Origin of the sequence: Prochlorococcus marinus CUG1438 (assembly GCA_017644325.1) — a bacterium.
GTDB lineage: Bacteria > Cyanobacteriota > Cyanobacteriia > PCC-6307 > Cyanobiaceae > Prochlorococcus_A > Prochlorococcus_A marinus_AA.
In genome coordinates this window covers 390,891-411,335 of the sequence record JAEPLS010000002.1, presented here as the reverse complement: position 1 = coordinate 411,335, position 20,445 = coordinate 390,891, and the positions used below count along the sequence as shown (strand labels likewise).

Annotated in this window: 19 protein-coding genes and 1 tRNA gene; 13 read left to right on the top strand and 7 right to left on the bottom strand. The window is 28.6% G+C overall.

Going from position 1 to position 20,445, the window contains the following annotated elements; translation table 11 throughout:
- Nucleotides 1-854: 854 nt before the first annotated feature.
- A complete protein-coding gene (locus JJ847_08285) occupies nucleotides 855-962 on the bottom strand; it encodes a high light inducible protein (GenBank protein ID MBO6960883.1) in 108 nt (35 codons plus the stop codon).
- 272 nt (nucleotides 963-1,234) lie between these two features.
- Nucleotides 1,235-1,306: transfer RNA gene (locus tag JJ847_08280), tRNA-Lys, on the bottom strand.
- Between the two features lie 176 nt (nucleotides 1,307-1,482).
- Between JJ847_08280 and JJ847_08275 the strand changes: the two genes are divergently transcribed.
- Genes JJ847_08275 through JJ847_08260 form a run of 4 tightly spaced genes read left to right on the top strand, consistent with a single transcriptional unit; the run spans nucleotide 1,483 to nucleotide 5,108 of the window.
- Nucleotides 1,483-1,599 (top strand): photosystem II protein Y, encoded by a 117-nt coding sequence (locus JJ847_08275; protein ID MBO6960882.1) that lies wholly within the window; start codon nucleotides 1,483-1,485, stop codon nucleotides 1,597-1,599.
- Between the two features lie 6 nt (nucleotides 1,600-1,605).
- On the top strand, nucleotides 1,606-3,018 hold the full coding sequence (gene trmFO / locus JJ847_08270) for a methylenetetrahydrofolate--tRNA-(uracil(54)-C(5))-methyltransferase (FADH(2)-oxidizing) TrmFO (protein MBO6960881.1): 1,413 nt from the start codon (nucleotides 1,606-1,608) through the stop codon (nucleotides 3,016-3,018).
- Nucleotides 3,019-3,030: 12 nt separating this feature from the next.
- Entirely contained in the window at nucleotides 3,031-4,587 is a 1,557-nt protein-coding gene (crtH, locus tag JJ847_08265; protein MBO6960880.1) for a carotene isomerase, read from the top strand.
- A gap of 14 nt (nucleotides 4,588-4,601) precedes the next feature.
- Nucleotides 4,602-5,108: a hypothetical protein gene (locus JJ847_08260; GenBank protein MBO6960879.1), complete on the top strand. Its 507-nt coding sequence runs from the start codon at nucleotides 4,602-4,604 to the stop codon at nucleotides 5,106-5,108.
- Here JJ847_08260 and JJ847_08255 read toward each other — a convergent pair.
- The gene (locus tag JJ847_08255; GenBank protein MBO6960878.1) at nucleotides 5,105-5,842 is read right to left on the bottom strand and encodes a response regulator transcription factor; all 738 of its coding nucleotides are present in this window, start codon (nucleotides 5,840-5,842) and stop codon (nucleotides 5,105-5,107) included. The genes JJ847_08260 and JJ847_08255 overlap by 4 nt on opposite strands.
- A gap of 86 nt (nucleotides 5,843-5,928) precedes the next feature.
- On the opposite strand from JJ847_08255, the gene JJ847_08250 reads away from it, so the two are divergent.
- Nucleotides 5,929-6,198, top strand: coding sequence for a hypothetical protein (locus tag JJ847_08250; GenBank protein MBO6960877.1), 270 nt, complete (start codon nucleotides 5,929-5,931; stop codon nucleotides 6,196-6,198).
- 48 nt (nucleotides 6,199-6,246) lie between these two features.
- Here JJ847_08250 and grxD read toward each other — a convergent pair whose 3' ends face one another.
- The 4 genes from grxD to JJ847_08230 are packed head-to-tail and all read right to left on the bottom strand — an operon-like array spanning nucleotide 6,247 to nucleotide 7,990.
- Entirely contained in the window at nucleotides 6,247-6,570 is a 324-nt protein-coding gene (gene grxD / locus JJ847_08245; GenBank protein ID MBO6960876.1) for a Grx4 family monothiol glutaredoxin, read from the bottom strand.
- Nucleotides 6,571-6,573: 3 nt separating this feature from the next.
- Nucleotides 6,574-6,804 (bottom strand): BolA/IbaG family iron-sulfur metabolism protein, encoded by a 231-nt coding sequence (locus tag JJ847_08240; GenBank protein MBO6960875.1) that lies wholly within the window; start codon nucleotides 6,802-6,804, stop codon nucleotides 6,574-6,576.
- 12 nt (nucleotides 6,805-6,816) lie between these two features.
- Nucleotides 6,817-7,332: a hypothetical protein gene (locus tag JJ847_08235; GenBank protein ID MBO6960874.1), complete on the bottom strand. Its 516-nt coding sequence runs from the start codon at nucleotides 7,330-7,332 to the stop codon at nucleotides 6,817-6,819.
- Nucleotides 7,333-7,375: 43 nt separating this feature from the next.
- Nucleotides 7,376-7,990, bottom strand: a complete 615-nt coding sequence (locus JJ847_08230; GenBank protein ID MBO6960873.1) for a 1-acyl-sn-glycerol-3-phosphate acyltransferase — start codon at nucleotides 7,988-7,990, stop codon at nucleotides 7,376-7,378.
- A gap of 159 nt (nucleotides 7,991-8,149) precedes the next feature.
- Between JJ847_08230 and JJ847_08225 the strand changes: the two genes are divergently transcribed.
- The 8 genes from JJ847_08225 (at nucleotide 8,150) to JJ847_08190 (ending at nucleotide 20,432) form a co-directional block, all read left to right on the top strand.
- Nucleotides 8,150-8,866, top strand: coding sequence for a pyridoxine 5'-phosphate synthase (locus JJ847_08225; GenBank protein MBO6960872.1), 717 nt, complete (start codon nucleotides 8,150-8,152; stop codon nucleotides 8,864-8,866).
- A gap of 8 nt (nucleotides 8,867-8,874) precedes the next feature.
- Nucleotides 8,875-9,195 carry a DUF2488 family protein gene (locus JJ847_08220; protein ID MBO6960871.1) on the top strand — a complete coding sequence of 107 codons (321 nt, stop codon included), beginning with the start codon at nucleotides 8,875-8,877 and terminating at the stop codon, nucleotides 9,193-9,195.
- 14 nt (nucleotides 9,196-9,209) lie between these two features.
- Nucleotides 9,210-12,392: an exodeoxyribonuclease V subunit gamma gene (locus JJ847_08215; GenBank protein MBO6960870.1), complete on the top strand. Its 3,183-nt coding sequence runs from the start codon at nucleotides 9,210-9,212 to the stop codon at nucleotides 12,390-12,392.
- A 3-nt stretch (nucleotides 12,393-12,395) separates the two neighbouring features.
- Nucleotides 12,396-12,869, top strand: a complete 474-nt coding sequence (locus tag JJ847_08210) for a DUF1295 domain-containing protein (GenBank protein MBO6960869.1) — start codon at nucleotides 12,396-12,398, stop codon at nucleotides 12,867-12,869.
- A 12-nt stretch (nucleotides 12,870-12,881) separates the two neighbouring features.
- Entirely contained in the window at nucleotides 12,882-16,517 is a 3,636-nt protein-coding gene (locus tag JJ847_08205; GenBank protein MBO6960868.1) for a UvrD-helicase domain-containing protein, read from the top strand.
- Between the two features lies 1 nt (nucleotide 16,518).
- A complete protein-coding gene (locus JJ847_08200; protein ID MBO6960867.1) occupies nucleotides 16,519-18,222 on the top strand; it encodes an AAA family ATPase in 1,704 nt (567 codons plus the stop codon).
- A 137-nt stretch (nucleotides 18,223-18,359) separates the two neighbouring features.
- Nucleotides 18,360-20,141, top strand: a complete 1,782-nt coding sequence (locus JJ847_08195; GenBank protein MBO6960866.1) for a DEAD/DEAH box helicase — start codon at nucleotides 18,360-18,362, stop codon at nucleotides 20,139-20,141.
- Nucleotides 20,142-20,150: 9 nt separating this feature from the next.
- Nucleotides 20,151-20,432 (top strand): hypothetical protein, encoded by a 282-nt coding sequence (locus JJ847_08190; protein MBO6960865.1) that lies wholly within the window; start codon nucleotides 20,151-20,153, stop codon nucleotides 20,430-20,432.
- The last annotated feature ends 13 nt before the right edge of the window (nucleotides 20,433-20,445 follow it).

Below are 20,445 nucleotides of genomic sequence, written 5' to 3'. Positions count from 1 at the left end.
TATTTGCACAGGATGTATCAACTGTTGATACAGATGACAATACTGGTGTAATGGTTAAGACATCATTCAGCTTCTAAATTTAATAACTTAGTTTAGAAAATCTCTTACACATAAAAAGGCCTGCTACATGCAGGTCTTTTTAATGGAAAAAAAAATTTTTTTCTTTTTTTGCCTTTGAACATATCTTTCTTGCATTTGCTTGTTTATTTATTAGAAATTTAAAAAGACTAAAAATAATTACTAGTCATTAATTACATTTAACAATAAAATTGAAACTACCTTAACTTTAAAATAATTTTAAAGATTTTACTTTTTCATTAACATAATTAATCTTAAAAATGTCTCCGATATTTAAATGCTTGATTTGTAGAAAAGATATAGAACGGTCCACTAAAACTTTTTGGAAGAAAAAGGGTCATTTATTATGTTCAACATGCTTAGATAAAATAGATAAAAAAACACCCTTAAAAGAATAGATTTTTAATGATTTAACTAATAAACAATATAGTTTAATGATTTTAAAGATATTATATATTTGACAAAATATAAGAATTTTTCAAAAAAATATAATACAAGTCCTAATAAAAATTATTTCTTGCATTTTCCACTAAATAATATCTAATTAATAATTTCAGCCAAGAACCAATAATTGCGAGAAGACCATTTAGGCTTTCATTAATGATTTAATCAATTTACTTAGTAACTTGTTTTTTATAGAACCGAGTAGTGCTTTTTTAAAAAAAAAAGCCAACAAAATGTTGGCTTTATTAGTTTCTGTAAAAACATTAATAATGGATAAACTTTGAATAAATTTAATAAATTTAGAAGTTTATAAAGTTTTATCGGTATAAAACCTAGAACCAACCAGGAATTATTTGACCTGTTGTGACATATGCACCAACTGCTGCTACAAAACCCAACATTGCTGCCCAACCATTAAAACGTTCTGCTTCTGGAGTCATGATAAAAAAAATATTTATGTAAATGATTGTAACAGGTTTTATGAAGCTTTGTAAAGTATTTATTTTAAAAATTTCAGAAAATAAGTTCTAGTAATCAAAAATCCTTATTTTTGGCAGAAATGTGACAAAAATGTATAGCTAATAATTTATTTTATTTGCATTTTCTGTAAGAAAAGGAGTCTTTAATTCTTTTTTTGTTTGGGATGTTTTTTTTTACTTGAAACTTTAAATTATTAGGAATAACTTATAGCATTTACTCAATTTTATGAATGTGGGTCGCCTGAGATTCGAACTCAGGACCAGCCGGTTAAAAGCCGGATGCTCTACCGCTGAGCTAGCGACCCATTTTGTAAAATTGAGTACATATGAAATTATCCCTTTTTAAGGTAAAAAAAACAACTTTTTATCTCCAGTTGAACAATAGAAAAACAATTCTTAACTTATGAAATAAAAAATTAAAATTTCTCTCTATATTTACAGTTGAAAGGTAAAATATTACTTAATCAATAGAAATTCAAAAATGCTTAGAACAATCGTAGTTTTCGCACCAGTTATCGCTGCTTTAGCTTGGGTCATATTTAATATACAGAAACCGGCAAGAGAGCAATTCAATAGAGACTTTCTGGGTAAGGATTAATCCAATTTGAGAGATAAAGAAGTAATAATTATTGGTGCAGGTCTTGCAGGTTCTGAAGCTGCTTGGCAGGTGGCAAATTCTGGGGTACCAGTAAAATTAGTTGAAATGAGACCTTTCAAATCAACTCCAGCTCATCATACAGATGAATTTGGAGAACTGGTCTGTAGCAATAGTTTTGGGTCTTTAAGTTCTGATAGAGCTGCGGGGTTATTGCAAAAGGAACTAAGATTTTTTAATTCATTGATAGTTCAAACAGCGGATAAATTTTCTGTGCCCGCTGGAGGTGCTTTAGCGGTCGATAGATCTAAATTTAGTAGGGCTTTGACTGTGGCTTTATCTAATCATCCTTTAATCGAAATCAAGAGATTTGAACAACTGGATCTTCCAAGCAAAGAAAATATAACTATCCTCGCAACTGGTCCATTGACTGCAGATGAATTGGCCAGCAAAATTCGATTTTTTACAGGTATTGATTCCTGCCATTTTTTTGATGCCGCTAGTCCAATAATTTATGGCGATTCTATTGATAAAGAGATTGCGTTTAAAGCTAGTAGATACGACAAAGGAGATCCGGCATATCTCAATTGTCCGATGAATAAAAATGAATACATTTACTTCAGAAACGAACTAATAAAAGGAGAACAAGTTAGTCTAAAAGAATTTGAAAAAGAATCTGCTAATTTCTTTGAAGCTTGTTTGCCTATAGAAGAAATTGCTAGAAGAGGTATTGACACTATGAGATATGGACCTCTCAAATCTATTGGGTTATGGAATCCAAAGTGGGGAGATTTATTTGATAGGGAAAATAGATTAAAAAATCGGCCTCACGCAATCGTTCAACTAAGGATGGAGGATCTTGAAGGGAAGCTACTTAATATTGTCGGTTTTCAAACCAATCTGAAATGGGCTGAACAACAAAGAATTTTTAGGATGATTCCTGGTTTAGAAAATGCAGAGTTTGTTCGTTTTGGAGTAATGCATAGAAATACTTTTTTAGAATCTCCAAAATTACTTCACCCAACACTCCAATTCATGAAAAGAGAAACTCTTCTAGCCGCTGGGCAGATAACAGGTACGGAAGGATATGCTGCGGCCACAGCAGGGGGATTGCTAGCAGGAATAAATGCATCCTTATTAGCTAGGGGTAAAAAACCAGTAACTTTTCCTGGTGAATCAATGATTGGTTCTTTAATAAATTTCATTAGTAATAGAAATCAAATTCTGTCTAATCAAAATAAAAATAAATTTCAGCCAATGCCTGCTTCATTTGGCTTGGTCCCAGAATTGAGTAAAAAAATAAAGGATAAAAGATTGAGGTATAAAGCATATCAAGAGAGATCTACAAAATCTTTAAATGAGTTTAAAAAAATATTAGATTCTCATTGTATAAAAGATCACTTACTTATCAAAACTAACTAGAATAAAAGAATTATGAGACTCAAAAATGAAATTAATAAGGCAAATTTCGATGCAATCATTATTGGTTCAGGAATAGGAGGGTTAGTTACAGCATCACAACTAGCTGCGAAGGGGGCTAAAGTTTTAGTTCTAGAAAAATATATAATTCCAGGAGGAAGTGGGGGTTCTTTTAAGAGAAAAGGTTATACCTTTGATGTCGGAGCTTCAATGATATTTGGATTTGGTGATAAAGGTTATACCAATTTATTAACTCGTGCTCTAAAAGATGTAAATGAAAAATGCGAAACGATACCTGATCCAGTGCAACTGGAATATCATCTCCCAAATAATTTTAATATTGCCGTAGATAAAAATTATGATCAATTTATTAGAAAATTATCAGCAAGTTTCCCAAATGAAAAAGAGGGCATAAAAAAATTCTATGATACTTGTGCAAATGTATTTAATTGTTTAGATACAATGCCTCTTTTATCAATTGAGGATCCCAGTTACCTTTTAAAAGTTTTTTTTAAATCTCCTTTATCTTGTTTAGGTTTAGCTAGATGGTTACCGGTAAATGCGGGAGATGTTGCAAGGAAGTTTATAAAGGATCCTGAACTCTTAAAATTTATAGATATTGAATGTTTTTGTTGGTCAGTCATGCCAGCCCTCAAAACTCCCATGATTAATGCAGGAATGGTTTTTACAGATAGGCATGCGGGCGGTATAAATTATCCCAGAGGGGGTGTAGGAAAAATAGCCGAGAAATTAGTTTCTGGTATGGAAAAATTAGGAGGAAAAATTCGCTATAAGGCTAATGTTACTGAAATACTTTTAAAGAATGAGAGGGCGGTAGGAGTTAAACTTTCAAACGGGGAGGAAATTCACTCAAATGTCATCGTATCTAATTCAACTAGATGGGATACATTTGGACTAAAAGGGAAAAAGAAAGGATTAATTACAAGTAAAAACGTGCCGAAAAGTGAACATAAGTGGTCAGATACTTATAAAGCTTCTCCTTCTTTTGTCTCAATGCACCTTGGGATAGAAAAAAATGCTATAAGCAATAACTTCAATTGTCATCATATAATTGTTGAGAACTGGGATGAATTAGAAAGTGAAAAGGGGGTGATTTTTGTTTCTATACCCACTTTGCTTGACTCGTCTTTGGCTCCAGAAGGAAAGCATATCGTCCATGCATTTACTCCTTCATCAATGAGTGAATGGGAAGGTCTTTCAAGAAAAGAATACCTTCAAAAGAAAGAGGAATATTTCACATTTCTTGTTGAAAAGATTTCTACTATCATACCTAATCTCGAAAATAATATTGATCACAAAGAAATTGGAACTCCAAAAACCCACAAAAAGTTTCTTGGAAGATATGAAGGTAGTTACGGACCAATTCCTAGTCAAAAGTTGCTTGGACTTTTGCCAATGCCTTTTAATACTACAAAAATTAAAAACCTTTACTGTGTCGGGGATTCATGCTTCCCTGGACAAGGACTCAATGCGGTAGCTTTTAGCGGGTATGCTTGTGCACATAAAATAGGTTCAAGATTAAATATAAATAGTTTCAACTTGCCAGATTAAAAGGTTTTTATCTGATGATAGAAAAGTTTAAAACTCTCTTTTTTGTAAAAAGTTCTCTCATTTCTTTATATTTAGCGCTTACAATTCCCATACCATTCATATCACTGGATAAATTAAAAATCCCTTCAATATTTACTTTTGTTTTGGGCCTTTTTTTAATTATCAATATTACAAGTGATTATGTAGAAACATCCAATACTCAGATTTCATATAAAACTAGCATTATTTCCAAAATCCTAGGAAGAAAAAATTGGGAGATTACTTGGAAAGACATTAAATTAATCAAAACTTTACCGACGAGTCAGGGCAGTAAGGTTTATTACTTTAATACTAAAAAAGGTGAAAACTTTCTTATCCCACAAAGGTTGGAAAATTTCGAGAAATTTGTATTAAATATTTCGAAAAATACTGGTATATCAATAAAGGAAATGAATTATATATCACCTCTTTGGACTTATAAGTTATTAACATTACTATCTTTGTTAATGATTGTTGGTGAACTTTTTGCTTATCTAAACTAAATATTATCAATACTGAATCTATAACCTTGCTGTCTAACAGTGGTTATCCCACCGCCTTCTCCTAAACCTGCTTGCTCTAATTTCCTTCTCAATGTTAAGACCTGGGTATCTACAGATCTTGGACCTCCACTGAAAGGGGGCCAAGCCATCCTTAGAAGCTCTTGTCGACTTCTTACCATGCCAGGAGGCATTAGAAGTGCGCAAAGCAGAGCAAACTCTCGTGGGCTTAGTTCTACGGGCTTCTCGCTTAGTGTCACCTGCCTCAGGAGTAGATGAACTTCTAAAGGTCCTACTTCGACTTTTTCTTGTAATCCTATTCTTCCTCTTTTTAATAAGGTTCTACATCTTGCAGCTAGTTCCTCAAGTCCGAATGGCTTTCTGAGGACGTCATCGGCACCTTCATCAAGTAAGTTAACTAACGCTTCCACACCAGATCTTGCAGTTAAAACAATAACCGAGCAACCTAATTGTTGAGCCAATCTCATCGCTGTGTTTTGTTCTAGAATTTCAGCACTTACCAACAAGTCAGGTGATTGTTCCCTGCATAAGTCAATAGCCTCTGCTGATGATCCAACAGCAGCAGCTAGATGACCATCTTGGCGAAGTCTTTGAACTAATACAGTCCTTAGTGTGGGGTGAGGTTCAACAACAAGAACTCTCGAGGGGGTTTGAGAGGTCGGAGGCAATTGAGAACTACCAGGAGTTGAAGCTAAGATTTGCTCAGTTGATTGCATTCTTAATTACTGTTTGGCCAGCCAAGTTTTTGTCGTCTTTAATAAGGTATAACAAATGCTAAATAAAAATCGGAATCTATCGAATTATGACATTATTTGAAAACCCAAAAGCAGTTCGTCATTTTCAGTCAATTTGCGATGGTTGCCAAGACTTGGTTACTCGTTTTCACACGCCTTCTGATCTTAAACTATATAGTGATGGTTATCTCCAAGCCTTAAGGAATTGCAGTACTTTAGAGCAAAGAGATCAAGAGAATTTAGAAAGATTAATTGAAAGATGGATTTTAGATCCATCAAGTTTTATTGATCCAGAAGGAGAAGAAAATAAAGGATTTTTTGATAAAAAAAGGATTTAAAATATTAATTTTTATTAATTAATGTCAGTATTTATACTCACAATTGTCTTAAGAAGCTAATTCGATTTCTATTTTTTCTTTTAGAGATCCTGAATTGTACATTTCAATAAGAATATCTGAACCACCTAGAAATTCTCCTTTTAGGTAGACTTGAGGAATTGTTGGCCAATCTGAATATTCTTTGATACCTTCTCTTACTTCGAAGTCACTTAAAACATCAAACGTACTAAACTCTACACCTAGGGAATTTAGAATTTGAACTACATTGTTTGAGAACCCGCATTGAGGCATTAATTTAGTTCCTTTCATGAAGACCATGACTGGATTTGAATCAATAAGTTTTTGTATTTTTTCTTTTGTTAAGTTTTCCATAATTCAATTAGGGGTTTCTGTTTTTAATGCGAGTGCATGAATAGCTTCTGAAGCTAGTTTTTCTTTTAGTGCAGAATAGACTAGCTGGTGTTGTTTAACCAATGATAATCCATTAAATTCAGATGCAATTACAGTTACTTGTAAATGATCATTTCCTTTTAAGCTTTCAACAAAAACTTTGGAACTTGGTAATTTTTTAATAATTAAACTAATAACTTCTTCTTTCGTAATCATAATTAAATCTAATTAGCCTTTGTACTTAGTTTCAACAAATCCCAACTGGATTAATATTTCATAAGCCTTTCTACCCTCTGAGCTATTAGGAGACATTATCCTAATGTTTTCAATAAGTAAGGGTACAGCAACCTCTGGTTCTTCGGTTTTTATATATAGAGAGGCTAGTCTTTCATTTGATGTTGCCAAAATCTGTAAAATTTCCTTCCCTTTTCTTTGCATTTCTTTTGGTATTCTTGCATCCACTCCCTTGAAGGATGTATTTAGATCAGAATAAAAAGATGCAAGTTGCTTGGCTAATTTTCTTGCATCTAAGTAAGAAGCTTTAGCTTCGTTAATATCACCTTTTGTTATAGATTTATCGCCTTTATCTATGAAATATTTTACGTTTGAGATAGAGAGCTTTTTACTTTCATTTGAGAGAACTTTGTAGTCTTTAGGATTCTTGATCTCTGCATAAACTAAGTTTTTATATGGAAAATTTCCAAAAATTATAAATAAGATTGGGATTAATCTTAAGAATTTCATTTTCTCTTTAAACTATTAAAAACAATACTAACTTATTGCGGATTCATCTACGGACATTTTTTAATGCTATTTCTTCCTCTTTGATCATTTTTTTATATAAAAAATTATTGAATTCCAAGATATTAAGGTTTAAATAATCATTCATTACTATGGGTTGTCCAAAGGATAAACAAAATTGGCTCCTGAATTTAGGAGAAACTTCACTATAAGCAATTCCTATAGGAATGATAGTAATAGTTTCTGTTTTTTTTATAGCTAATCGCGCTAATCTATATAACCCTTCTTTTAGGACTAATTTTCTACTATATTTGTTGATTTTACCTTCAGGGAAAACAACTAATTGTTCCCTTTTTTCTATAAGATCAATAGCGTATCTTAGGGTCGTAAGTGAGGGCGATAATTGATTTATCGAAAAACATCCAAGCCTTTTTAAAAACCAGCCTTGTATTCCTCGCATTTCTGATTTAGTAACCATAAACCTGCAATCCTTTTTGGTTACCCTTCTGCCCATTGCCATAGTGAGAACTAAGCCGTCCCATCTTGATCGATGGGTTGGAGCCAAAATAATAGAAGAATTTTGTGGTATCGAAAATCCACTATTAATTATTTTCTTCTTACTAAAAAAAAATTTCAAAAGAATATCCTGAGTAACGAACATTGCTATAAATCCCAATACAGGATTTATTTTGTGTCTATTTTTAATGGAATTTCTTTTCAAATTCAATTATCTATATATTAATAATTTAAGTGTTTGTTATTTTTTATTAGCTATTATTGGGCGGTTACTAGATTGTCTAGAAATTAAGATTTCGAAACTATGACCACTTTAGGAGTAAACATTGACCACATTGCTAATGTGAGGCAAGCCAGGCAAACGGTTGAACCAGACCCTGTACAGTTTGCTTTTTTAGCTGAATTAGGGGGTGCAGATTCAATAACAGTTCACTTAAGAGAAGATAGAAGACACATACAAGACAGAGATGTATTCCTTTTGAAAAAAACAATAAAAACTAAACTAAATTTAGAAATGGCGGCTACAGAAGAAATGTTAGAAATTGCTAAAAAACTTATTCCTGATTTTGTGACACTTGTGCCTGAGAAAAGACAAGAAGTTACCACCGAAGGAGGGCTGGATGTTAAAAGTAATATGAAATATCTTAAGGATTTCGTTGCGAGTTTAAAAGATTCAAATATCGAGGTGAGTGCATTTATCGATCCTGTTTCTAAACAGATTAATTCCTCTAAGGAAATTGGGTTTGATTTTATAGAATTACATACAGGTAAATATGCTGAACTAAAAGGTTATGGTCAATATGAAGAGCTCCAAAAGATTATTGAGTCAACTCATGAAGCAAATGATTTGGGCTTAGTTGTTAATGCTGGTCATGGACTTAACTATAATAATGTTAAGAAAATTGCATCGATTAACAAAATGAACGAGTTAAACATAGGACATAGTATTGTCGCAAGGGCTTTAGCGGTAGGATTAGAAAAGTCCGTTCGTGAAATGAAGTCACTTATTACATCAAATTAAATTTCAAAATGACATCATATTTTTTCGTCGCAGCAAGTGAAAAGTTTTTGACAATTGAAGAACCACTTGAAGAGATTTTGAAAGAGAGGGAGAGGAACTATAAAGAAAATAATAAAGAAATAGATTTTTGGCTTTTAAAAAATCCATCTTTTTTACAAACTACTAAATTCGATGATATGAGAGCAAAGATCCCATCACCACCAGCAGTTGTTTTATCAACAGATAAGAAATTTATAACTTTCTTAAAGCTCCGTCTAGAGTTTGTGGCTGTGGGGGAATTCGAATGTCCTAATGCAGAAATAACAGATCCGTTTAAAGTTGAGGAATAAAATTAACTAGTAAATTGCTCAATCTTTATAAGTCAAACAAAATCGAGGTCATTAGTGAGCTATTAGCAGAAGAATTAAAAATATGCCCTCCTTTTATAACAGAGAAATTAGAGATAGCAGTTCCTAATTATTTTTTAGGAAAGTGGTTACGAGAACAAATAACTATAAAAAATCAAATAAGTGCTCTTTATGAATTAAAAACCATTTCAAGTTATACCGAGTCATTACTAACAAAATTTTTCCCTACGATTGATATGGGATTATGGAATTTCGAGTCAATTAAATGGGGAATTATAGATTCATTAGAAGAATTAAATAGTTTTAATGAGTCGACGCCACTAAGTAATTGGATTAATAAATATTTGAATAATAACAAGACAATCGATGGGGATATTTATAGTTTTACAAAAAAGATCGCGAATTTTTTTATTGATTATCTTATTTTCAGGCCTGAGATGATTGCAAAATGGGATAAATGTGAAATTAATTCATCAAATCTTTTCAGTAATTTAAATTCAAATCAATTTTGGCAACCAATTTTATATAAATTATTGGAAAAAAAGATTTCAGAAAAACCTTCATGTTTATACATGATTAAACTAATTAAAAATTTAAGAAAATTCAAAGATATTCAAATTAAGATCCCAAATCAAATTTATATTATTTCTGATAATAATTTATCAAAACTATACATTGATTTTTATTCAGAACTCTCAAAATTTACTAAGGTAAATTTGTATTTATTATCTGTAGGAAATAATTTATGGAATAGGATAAATTGTTTTGAGGGGGAGCTGAAATTTGATGATTTTAATAGTAAAAAGGATCTAAATAATACAAATATTGAAAATATATTTGGTAAATTTGAAGCCAATTTTCAGAAATTAATTGATGAAAATATTTATAAGGAAGATATACATTTAAAAAATAATTTAATCTATATTGATCCAACAAATGATTCGTCTAAGAAGAAATCTAATCTCTTACTTAACCAAATACAGAAAAAACTTATAGATAATAATCAAAATCAATTAATAGTTAATAAAGAAGATGATTCACTTATTTTCTCAGGACATCCTAATCAATTAAGTCAATTAGAGTATGTTAGAGGTAAGATATTAGAAATATTAGATTCCTCAGTAAACATAAATTACAGTGATATAGCTGTTCTATCTCCAAAAACTAATCAAATTAAACCTTTTCTTAGATATATTTTTAATAATGATTTAATTAATGGCGATAAGTTACCTTATTTTTTTATTGATGAGAATAGTGATGATTCATCAAAATTATATAATTTTCTGATTGATATTACTGAAATAGCCAATGAGAAAATTACACTTGAAAAAATAGATTATATTCTTTCTAAAAAAGTTACTCAAAATATTTTTGATTTTGATATTACCCAAAAGGATGAAATTATTTATTTACTAACTCAAGCAGGCTTTCATTGGGGATTAGATGCTAATGAAAGATTAGGGGAAGAAAAAAACACTCTAGAATGGTGCATAAATAGAATTACTTTAGGCTTGATTTACGAACAAGAAGTTAATTTAAGTAATTTTAATCAAAAACCATTTAACCCAAAAAATATAAGCTTAAATTTAAATAAATGGATAAAAATATTACTTCAATTAAAAAAATATATTAATTTGCTAAGGGGATCTTTTTCTTATCAAGGTTGGGTTGAAAAGACAAAATTTATACTTAAAAACATTGGCGAATCCAATAAAAATTTCAATTTAGAAATAAGTGAATTATTTAGAATACTAGATAATTATGAAATTTCCTTTATACCTGATGATCTTATTTTATTGGATGTTTTTAGAGAGATATTAATTTCGTGTCTTAATAAAGCAAAATATCAAAACCAATCACGCGTTAATAAGATTCTTGTAAGTGATATTGATAATGCAAGACTTCTTCCTCATAAAGTTATATTCCTGATAAATATGAACAGTGTTTATTATCCAGAATTACCAAAAATTGAAAATATTAATTTATTAAATAATAAATATCACCTAGGAGATCCATCAGTTTTTGAAAGAGAGAAATATTTTTTTTTAGAGACGTTAATTTCTTGTAGAGATAAACTGATGGTCACTTGGGTAAAGAATGATAAAGACAATAATAAATTAGATATTTCTTCTCCTATAAAACAGTTAATTTCTTTTTTTGATAGTTCTCTAAATCAAGGGCAAAGAGAACTAATAATCAAAGATTTTGACTTAACTAAAAATGAAATTATTGATCTTGATACTAATCCTATTGTTAAAAGTAATTATTCTTTAATAGAGACTCTAGATTGGAAAGAAAAAAAATATGATATCAAAAACTATAAATTATCAGAATTAATTTATTGGTTCAAAAATCCACAAAAATATTGGCTTTATAAAAAAAATATTTCACCCCAAAAATTATTTATTCATAATCCAGAAGAAGAGTATGTAAGCAATTACCAGAAGTCGAAATTAATAACTAAAGTAATTCAACAATTAGAGATTGATAACAAGAACATAATTGAGGATTTAAAAAATTTGAATATTATTGATCAATTGTTTGAAAATGGAATTTTTACTCCAAGAAATAGTATCTTTACAAAAGAAAAAGAGATTAAAGATTTAGTAGATAGCCTATCTGCAAATTTAAGTCGATATAAAAGAATTAATAGGATTTACGTTAAAGCAAACTTAAATAAAGAAGAATATTTCATTTCTGATAATGTAGTTGTTGAATTAATTCATTCGAAACTCAGCTTAAGTCGTTTGGTAGAGGCTTGGTTAAAGTTACTATTTATTTCTATCTTGAATAAGAATATAAAAAAGACTCAAGTGATTTTTAGAACAGAAAATGAATATAAATCTCAAATCCTTCTATCCCCAGGAGTAGAAGACTCAAATTTAATATTGAAGGATTACATAAATCTTTTTAAGAATTATTCTGAAAAATGTTTACCTCTCCCTCCAGAAAGTACTTATAAATATGTAGAAGCAAAAATAAAATTAAAAAATGAAAAAAAAGCTTTTGAAGATAGATGGATTGGTAATAAAACTTTTTCCAAAGGAGAAAGAGATAATATTGAAATGAAAATGTGTTTCGGAAATAAAAAAGAACCACATTTCTTTTTAGAAAATGAAAAGTTTGATAAATTATCAACTAGATTATATGGCCCTCTAATTGAAGCATTTAAGAAATGAAGAATGTATAAGTATAATTTTAAAGTTTTTGTAAAATATTCTAGTGAATTGATTCTTGTTTTTTTGCAGTTTCTTATTATTTTTCTCCATTTTTTTCAATGGCAATTACTTCCTAATAAACAAATAATTAAAGTTAACCCTATATCTTATTTCCTTGGGATTTTAATTATAGTAATTGCTTCAATTTTTATGTTAGTTGCAATTAAAGACTTAGGTCGTAATTTATCTCCTTTCCCTAGACCTGTAATTAAAAGCAAACTTGTAACTAAAGGTATTTATAGATTTACTCGACATCCAATGTACTATTCTCTAATCATTATTTCCATTGGTGTTTTTTTAACTAAGCTATCTATTTATTATTTATGTTTAACAATAAGCCTGGCTTTATTAATTAAATTAAAGATTTTTGTAGAAGAACGATATTTAAAAAATAAATTTAAAAATTATTTAATTTATAAAAATTTGGTCAAATTTTAGATAAATAAAGATATGAATATTAATGAAATCAAATTAGAAAATAAGTTTAAATTAATTGAGGCGAGTGCTGGAACTGGTAAAAGTTTTACCTTGGCGCATATAGTTTTAAGAAATGTCTTGGAGAAAAAAATAAAACCGGAGGAGATAATCTTATTAAGCTTTACAAAAAATACATGTTCAGAATTAAGAGATAAAATACTTTCAAGATTTAGCGACTTAAAATCTTTTTTGCAAAATCACAATGGAAGCAAGATAGATAATACTCTTCATGAATGGTGTCTAAAATTTATTAAGAAGGAAAAATCTAAGGAAAAAATAATATCTGAAATTGATAATTTTATTAATGAAATTTATAAATTAAGAGTTACAACCTTCCATTCTTTTTGTAATAATATTATTAATGAATATAATATTGAAATTGGTTTATCTTCAGATATATCTATAGAAAATAATATAGATAATTTATATAAAAATGTTATAGATGATTTGTGGATAGATTGTTTCCTAAATTTGCATCCAGATCTAATTTCAGCAATCAGTCAAAAAAAAATAAGTTCTAGATTTAAAAGTAGACTTAATAAGTCATTTTTTATAGAGATTTTGAAGAATATTGATAATGAAAATATTTGCAAAATACAAATAAATAATAAATATAATGATATTGACGTAAATAATTATTTAAATGACTTTTTATCTATTAGTTGGAATGAGTTTTGTGCTCAATGGAATAAGGAAGGTAAAGAATTATTTTTAAAGCTTATTGAATTAGGTAAATTAATCAAAGATTCTGGTGGTAAAAGTAATATATATTCAGCAAAACCTAGAGATGATAAATTTAATCAGATAATTTATTGGATTGATGAGATTAATAAAAAGCTTTATTCAAAAGATATTATTGAACTTCTAAATGTTATTTCCAAAGATGATGATCTTTTATTTAAGTATTTTTATAAAGAAAATATAATTAAAGCAGTAAATAAATATCATCTGAATTTAGATTTAAGTAGATTCAAATTACTGCAAGATAGAATTTATAAAATAAAGGAGGGTATTTATACAGAATTCGTAAGAATATTTACCCAATTGGCTTATCTAAAATTAATTGAATTAAAGAAGAGATCTTCGATTTTTAACTTCAATGATCTTATAAAGACTGTAGAAAATACATATCTAGATTCGGATCTTAGGAATGATAGTTCACTATCTCATATTCAAAATCGAATTAAATGTGTCTTAGTTGATGAGTTCCAAGATACAGATAGAACTCAATGGAATTTAATAAAAAGATTCTTTAATACAAATAATCATTTTTTAATATGTGTAGGTGACCCAAAACAAGCGATATATAAATTTAGGGGAGGAGATATTGAAACCTACTTAGATGCAAGATCTGAAGCAAAAGAAGTTTTTAATCTTTCAGATAATTATAGATCCTCAAATAAATTGCTTGATGTTATTAATAAACTTTATAAAAATGGACTTAAAGAATCAAAACTAAGCTATGGGGAATTAACCTCTAGGATTAATAAAATTTGCAACCCTAAGTTTGAATTTGAAAACGTATTTGAAATTGTAGAGTTTTCAAAAAAAGAAACTGATATTGAGGATCTTGTAACTCGCTATATGATTAATTTTATCTTAAATAATAAAGAAATTGATATTAATAAAATTGCGATTCTTACATCAAATAATTTTCAATGCTTAGATTTAAAAAATAAATTAAGTAAGTTTAATATTCCATGCAATATTCAAAATAAACAAAATATTTTTGATACAGAAGCAAGTACTCTATTGACTTACTTCATAGATTGTTTGTTGCATCCTAGGATTTATAAAAAAATAGCTTTGTTAGCTATTTCTAAATTTGTAGAAATTGATCTAGAAGAACTAGATGTTCATCGCAAAAGCAAAAAATTAGAAAATTTAATTAATAAATGTATTAATTGGTCCCAAGAACTAAGAGAAAAAGGTTTTTTAAATATTATTAATGAACTTATTTTTAATTATAAATCATCCTTGATTATTCGAGATTCAGATTTAAATTCAAATTTATTTCAACTTTCAGAAATAATTGAAATAGAGTTAATCAATAATGACTTTAATCTCAATAAAGTATTTAAATGGTATCAGAATCAGTTAGATGATTCTTTGCGAACTTGTACTGGAGAAAACTATCTTATTAAAGATTACAATTTTAAGAATGGGATTAATCTTTCTACTATACATAGCAGTAAGGGTCTTGAATTTGATGTAGTCTTGTGTCCATATCTTTCAATTATTTCTAATAAGTCAAAAAAAATTAAAGGCCCTATCTGGAAATCAATTAATGATAAAAACTTGTATATTAATATTTCTAATAATTCCGAGGAGGTGGAAAATTTTAAATTAACAGAAGAAAAAGATTTATCTAAGGAGGATGAAAGATTAATTTATGTAGCACTCACAAGGAGTAAATATAAGCTTATAATTTTTAACGATTTAGATGATAAAAATAATATTTTAAATAATGATTTACTTTCCAATCTTGAAAATATTGATATTTATAAATCTGCGGTTGTAGAAAAAATTGAGAAACAGCAAATTAATGAGATTTATGATAGGTTCCAAATTAAAAGATTTAATAATCTCTGGAAATTAGTTAAATTTAATAAAAAACTATTTAAAGATTCTCCCAAGGCCCAAGAGATTTCCTATTCAAGTTATTCGTCATGGCTACGTAAAGATAAAAAAATTATTGCAGCCATTAATCAATATAAGGATTATGAAGATAATATTTCAATTATTAATATTGACCAAAAATCTAATTCTAATAAATTAATAAATTATCCTAATTATTTTTCTTATCCAAATCCCCTAAGTGAATTTCCAAAAGGGACTATTGCTGGTACTTGTTTGCATAAAATAATTGAAAGATTTGAATTTAGAAATGATAGTACTCAAGAATTAATTGACTTAATTGTTGAGGAATTGAAATTTCATCAAATCGATACTTCTTTAGCTTTTAAAGTAAAAGAATCTATCTTAAGAGTTATAAATATTCCTTTAGGAAGTAAATTACAAAACAAGAAACTAGTTGATATCCCAAAAGAAAAAATACTCAAGGAGGTTAAATATGATTTAACACTATCTTATAAAGGCAGAAATCTAAATTCTCAAGATATATCAAAATGCTTTCTCCTAGATCAGGAATATGAATTTGGAGAAGAATACTCAAATAAAATAAATGATCTGCAAATTATGAATAAAGGTTTTCATTCAGGATGTATTGACTGTGTCTTTCCTGTAGGTAATACATTAGAAGATAGTAAATGGTGGATAATTGATTGGAAAAGTAATTTTATTGCTGGAAGTGATAACAGTGCTTGCTTACCGATAAACTATAACTATGAAAATATGAGAGATGAAATGATTAAACATCATTATCCATTGCAATCTCATCTTTATTTATTAGCACTACATAGATTATTAAAGTGGAGAATCAAAAATTATCAACCAAATCTACATCTAGGAGGATATATTTATTTGTTTTTAAAAGGATTGCCAGATTTTCAATTATTTGAGAAATCAAATTTAAAAGATATATCTCCAGGTGTTTTTATTAGTTATGCTCCTTTAAACAGAATTATTTATTTAGATAACCTTTTTTAGGATGACAAAAATGATTAATGATATTGAGAATTTCCAATATGATCATGTATTTAACCTAATCTCGGATATTTTCAAATTTAATGAAAAAAAATATGGTAATTATGTAAAAGATACGTTGAAAATTTTACTAGAGTTTGAAAAAAATGGTGAAACTATTATTGATATAGATAATAGTTTAATAATCCTTGAGCTATTAGAAGATGGCTGGCCCAATAAACATTTAGAAGTTCTACAAGATATAGGCTTAATAGGTTGCCTTAATTCTCCATTCTTATTGGTCGATAGAAAATTAGCCCTCGCGAAATGGTCAACTCAGATAGATAGAGTTATTAATTCCTTTTTAAAAAAAATAGATTCCGATATTTTTATTAATTCGATAATTTATGAAGATGATAATAAAATTAATCAAATTAAAAATATATTTGAATATTCAAACTTGGTTTTTCTTCAAGGAGGGCCAGGCACAGGTAAAACAACTTTAATAATAAATTTAATTTTAGAAATTCTCGAAATTGATAACTTTTTAAATATTGGTTTGTCAGCTCCTACAGGGAAAGCAACAGCTCGTCTAAAAGAATCTCTAAATGATAAAAAGAATATTTCCTCCAGCAAATTTGTAGATCAAATAGAATTCCAAACATTACATAGATGGATATTAAATTCTCAGAATAATTCTCTTAAATTGAAATTTAAACTAAAAGAACTTGATATTTTCATAATTGATGAAATGTCAATGGTAAATATAGATTTGATTGAATCAGTTTTAAGTTTACTAGCAAGGGACTGCAAAATTATTTTAGTAGGCGATAAAAATCAGTTGTCCCCTATAAATAACTGTTCTATCTGGAATTATTTGTTTGAATATTGTGATAATAGTTTAATTAATTCTTGCATAGTAAATTTAAATAAAACATACAGAAACATTGGTGATATTGCATTAATTAGTAGATTGATCTTTAATAAAGATGATTCTTCCCTTAATCAAAAGATTAGAGAATTAGAAAAATATAAAAAATCAAAAGAAGTTACTTTTACAAAAAGTAGAGAAAAAGATATTCCAAAACATCTTTTTAATGAAATTAAAAGTCATCTAAATAAGTTAAGTCATTCAACTTCAAATTTAAGTAAAAGAAAATATATATTTGATGATGGCAATCATAATTTATTGCTTAATGAAAAGGATTTAGTAGATAAGATATTTATGGATTTACAAAGTCACTTAATTTTATGTGAAAAAAATACCGGGATATGGAGTGTTGAATATTTGAATGAAATTGTTTTTGGTCAGAAAAAACCTTATGACCTGAAAACCCTTAGTGAGGGGGTTCCAATCATGTGCACAAAAAATAATAATGAACTTGGATTGTCAAATGGAGATATTGGCGTCCTTATAGGTTCAAAAAATGAAAGAAAATTTCTTTTTAGAAAATACAATGATAATAACGAAGAAATTGTTGAATTAATTGATCCATCTAATTTAGAAAATGTTGTGCCAGCAGTTGCTATCACCATCCATAAATCACAAGGAAGTGAATCTGAGATGGTAAGTATTTTGTGGTCTCAAAAATACAGAAGAAAGCAATATGCTTTAAAAGAAAAAAAAGATAGCGAAAATATCTTTTGCAGAGATGATTTTGAAAGAAGGTTGCTTTATACTGCAGTTACAAGAGCCAAGAAATTTCTAAACATTTATTATTTAAATTAAATATTTTTTTGAGAAATTAGTAAGATTTTAACCTTAAGATGTTAGATTAATAATTCGGCTCTGTATGGCTAGTCAGCAATTTAAGTAAATTTAGATATTTGTTGAATGCCTGATCAGAAGATAATTGGGCATTTAAAATGACATCTAAAAAAGACGGACGCATAGTTGATAATGGGCATTTAAAATCTCAGAAAGATGATATTTCTTTAAATGACTCCAAGAAATTAGAAAGTGAAAAAGAATTTGGATCGCAACCATTAGAAGTATCGAAAGTAAATGATAATGAGGATGGATTTCTCAATTTTGGTTTTAATAAATCGATCTTAAATTCTTTAAAAAATAAAGGATATAAGAATCCTACTCCTATACAAAAAGCTGCTATTCCTGAACTAATGTTAGGCAGAGATTTATTAGGCCAAGCTCAAACTGGAACAGGTAAGACTGCAGCTTTCGCTTTACCATTAATAGAAAAACTCGCTGATAATAATGAATTAAATGCCAAAGTGTTAGTTATGACTCCTACTCGGGAGTTGGCAACGCAAGTGGCAGAATCTTTTAAAAGTTATAGTTCTGAATCTGGTAATTTTAAGACAGTTGCAATATATGGAGGTACCGACTACCGAAATCAAATTTCGGCATTGAAAAGAAAAGTTGACGTAGTAGTTGGGACTCCTGGCAGAATAATGGATCATATAAGACAAGGAACTTTTAAAATTAACGGTATAAATTGTCTTGTTTTAGACGAGGCCGATGAAATGTTAAATATGGGTTTTCTTGAAGATATTGAATGGATAATAGATAAACTTCCAGAAAATAAACAGATGGTATTATTTTCAGCAACAATGCCTAATGAGATTAGAAACATAGCAAAAAAATATCTAAATGACCCCGCTGAAATTTTAATAAAAAGTGTAAAAAAAGAAACCCAATTAATTTCGCAAAAATTTATATATGTCCAGAGACATCATAAGTTAGATGCTTTAAAAAGAATATTAGAACTTAATAACGAGGGAGTAATAATATTTGTAAGGACAAAATTACTTACTAATTCAATAGCCGAAGCTCTTGAAAACTCAGGTCATACTGTTGCAGTACTTAATGGAGACATACCTCAAAATCAAAGAGAAAATACAGTTGATAGATTAAAAAAAGGATTTATTGATATCCTTGTTGCAACTGATGTTGCGGCTCGAGGATTAGATGTTGAGAGGATAAAACTTGTTGTTAATTATGATTTTCCTTTCGATAAAGAAACATATACGCATAGAATTGGAAGAACTGGCAGAGCAGGTAGATCTGGAGAAGCAATTTTATTTGTTAATCAAAGAGAAAAGCATTTTCTAAGAAACTTAGAAAATGCAACAAGAACTAAGATTGAAGAAATTAATATACCGAATAATAAACTAATAAATGAAAAAAGGATGGAGAAACTTATTGAGAATGTTAATGAGAGTTCTTTAGCTAAAGAAGAAAATGAAGAAAATAAAGCTTTGATTATTGATGTATTAGATAATTTAAAAGAAAAACACTCGTTGGATGATACAAATATCGCAATGGCTGCAATCAATTTGGTAATTGGTAATAAAGCATTTTTTCTTGATGAAGATGATTCTTGGATTCATAAACAAAATAATAATGAACGAAATAGATCAAATAGAAACGGCAATAATCGTTTGAGAAATTCAAACAGAAGAAATAATTATCAAAATGATTCTTTTGAGACCTACAAATTTAACTTTGGTAAATTTGATGGAGTTAGAGTTGCAAATATAATATCCTCAATCTGTAATTCAACTAATATAAATGGTAGATCAATTGGTAAGATACAGATTTTTAATGATTATAGTTTGGTTGATTTGCCTAGAGATCTGCATAGAGAAACTAAAAATAAATTAAAAAAAATTAAAGTAAGATACTAATTCAACGCAATGAAAGCCAGCAAATATAAATTTTTTCTTCTTGTGAATCTCATTAGCTTATTGACTTCTTTTAATAGCTATTATTTAGCCCAAACCAAATCAAATTCAATCATAAAATCATTTTGTATTCAGAGTGTTAAAGAGGAGATGTTAAAAGCAGAAATGGAATATAGTGAGGGAATTGCTAATGAAACTTGTGAATGCTACTACGATGAATTTATAAAAACTGCAAGTCATCAAGTTGCAAAAACAAAATGTAAATTAGAAACTCAAGAAAGTCTTAAATCATAACAGAATAATTTAG

Excerpts from the sequence above, each read along its gene's own strand:
- JJ847_08285 (MBO6960883.1), bottom strand. The coding sequence starts at position 962 with ATGACTCCAGAAGCAGAACGTTTTAATGGTTGGGCAGCAATGTTGGGT.
- JJ847_08275 (MBO6960882.1), top strand. The coding sequence starts at position 1,483 with ATGCTTAGAACAATCGTAGTTTTCGCACCAGTTATCGCTGCTTTAGCT.
- crtH (MBO6960880.1), top strand. The coding sequence starts at position 3,031 with ATGAGACTCAAAAATGAAATTAATAAGGCAAATTTCGATGCAATCATT.
- JJ847_08260 (MBO6960879.1), top strand. The coding sequence starts at position 4,602 with ATGATAGAAAAGTTTAAAACTCTCTTTTTTGTAAAAAGTTCTCTCATT.
- JJ847_08255 (MBO6960878.1), bottom strand. The coding sequence starts at position 5,842 with ATGCAATCAACTGAGCAAATCTTAGCTTCAACTCCTGGTAGTTCTCAA.
- JJ847_08250 (MBO6960877.1), top strand. The coding sequence starts at position 5,929 with ATGACATTATTTGAAAACCCAAAAGCAGTTCGTCATTTTCAGTCAATT.
- grxD (MBO6960876.1), bottom strand. The coding sequence starts at position 6,570 with ATGGAAAACTTAACAAAAGAAAAAATACAAAAACTTATTGATTCAAAT.
- JJ847_08240 (MBO6960875.1), bottom strand. The coding sequence starts at position 6,804 with ATGATTACGAAAGAAGAAGTTATTAGTTTAATTATTAAAAAATTACCA.
- JJ847_08235 (MBO6960874.1), bottom strand. The coding sequence starts at position 7,332 with ATGAAATTCTTAAGATTAATCCCAATCTTATTTATAATTTTTGGAAAT.
- JJ847_08230 (MBO6960873.1), bottom strand. The coding sequence starts at position 7,990 with ATGTTCGTTACTCAGGATATTCTTTTGAAATTTTTTTTTAGTAAGAAG.
- JJ847_08225 (MBO6960872.1), top strand. The coding sequence starts at position 8,150 with ATGACCACTTTAGGAGTAAACATTGACCACATTGCTAATGTGAGGCAA.
- JJ847_08220 (MBO6960871.1), top strand. The coding sequence starts at position 8,875 with ATGACATCATATTTTTTCGTCGCAGCAAGTGAAAAGTTTTTGACAATT.
- JJ847_08210 (MBO6960869.1), top strand. The coding sequence starts at position 12,396 with ATGTATAAGTATAATTTTAAAGTTTTTGTAAAATATTCTAGTGAATTG.
- JJ847_08205 (MBO6960868.1), top strand. The coding sequence starts at position 12,882 with ATGAATATTAATGAAATCAAATTAGAAAATAAGTTTAAATTAATTGAG.
- JJ847_08200 (MBO6960867.1), top strand. The coding sequence starts at position 16,519 with ATGACAAAAATGATTAATGATATTGAGAATTTCCAATATGATCATGTA.
- JJ847_08195 (MBO6960866.1), top strand. The coding sequence starts at position 18,360 with ATGACATCTAAAAAAGACGGACGCATAGTTGATAATGGGCATTTAAAA.
- JJ847_08190 (MBO6960865.1), top strand. The coding sequence starts at position 20,151 with ATGAAAGCCAGCAAATATAAATTTTTTCTTCTTGTGAATCTCATTAGC.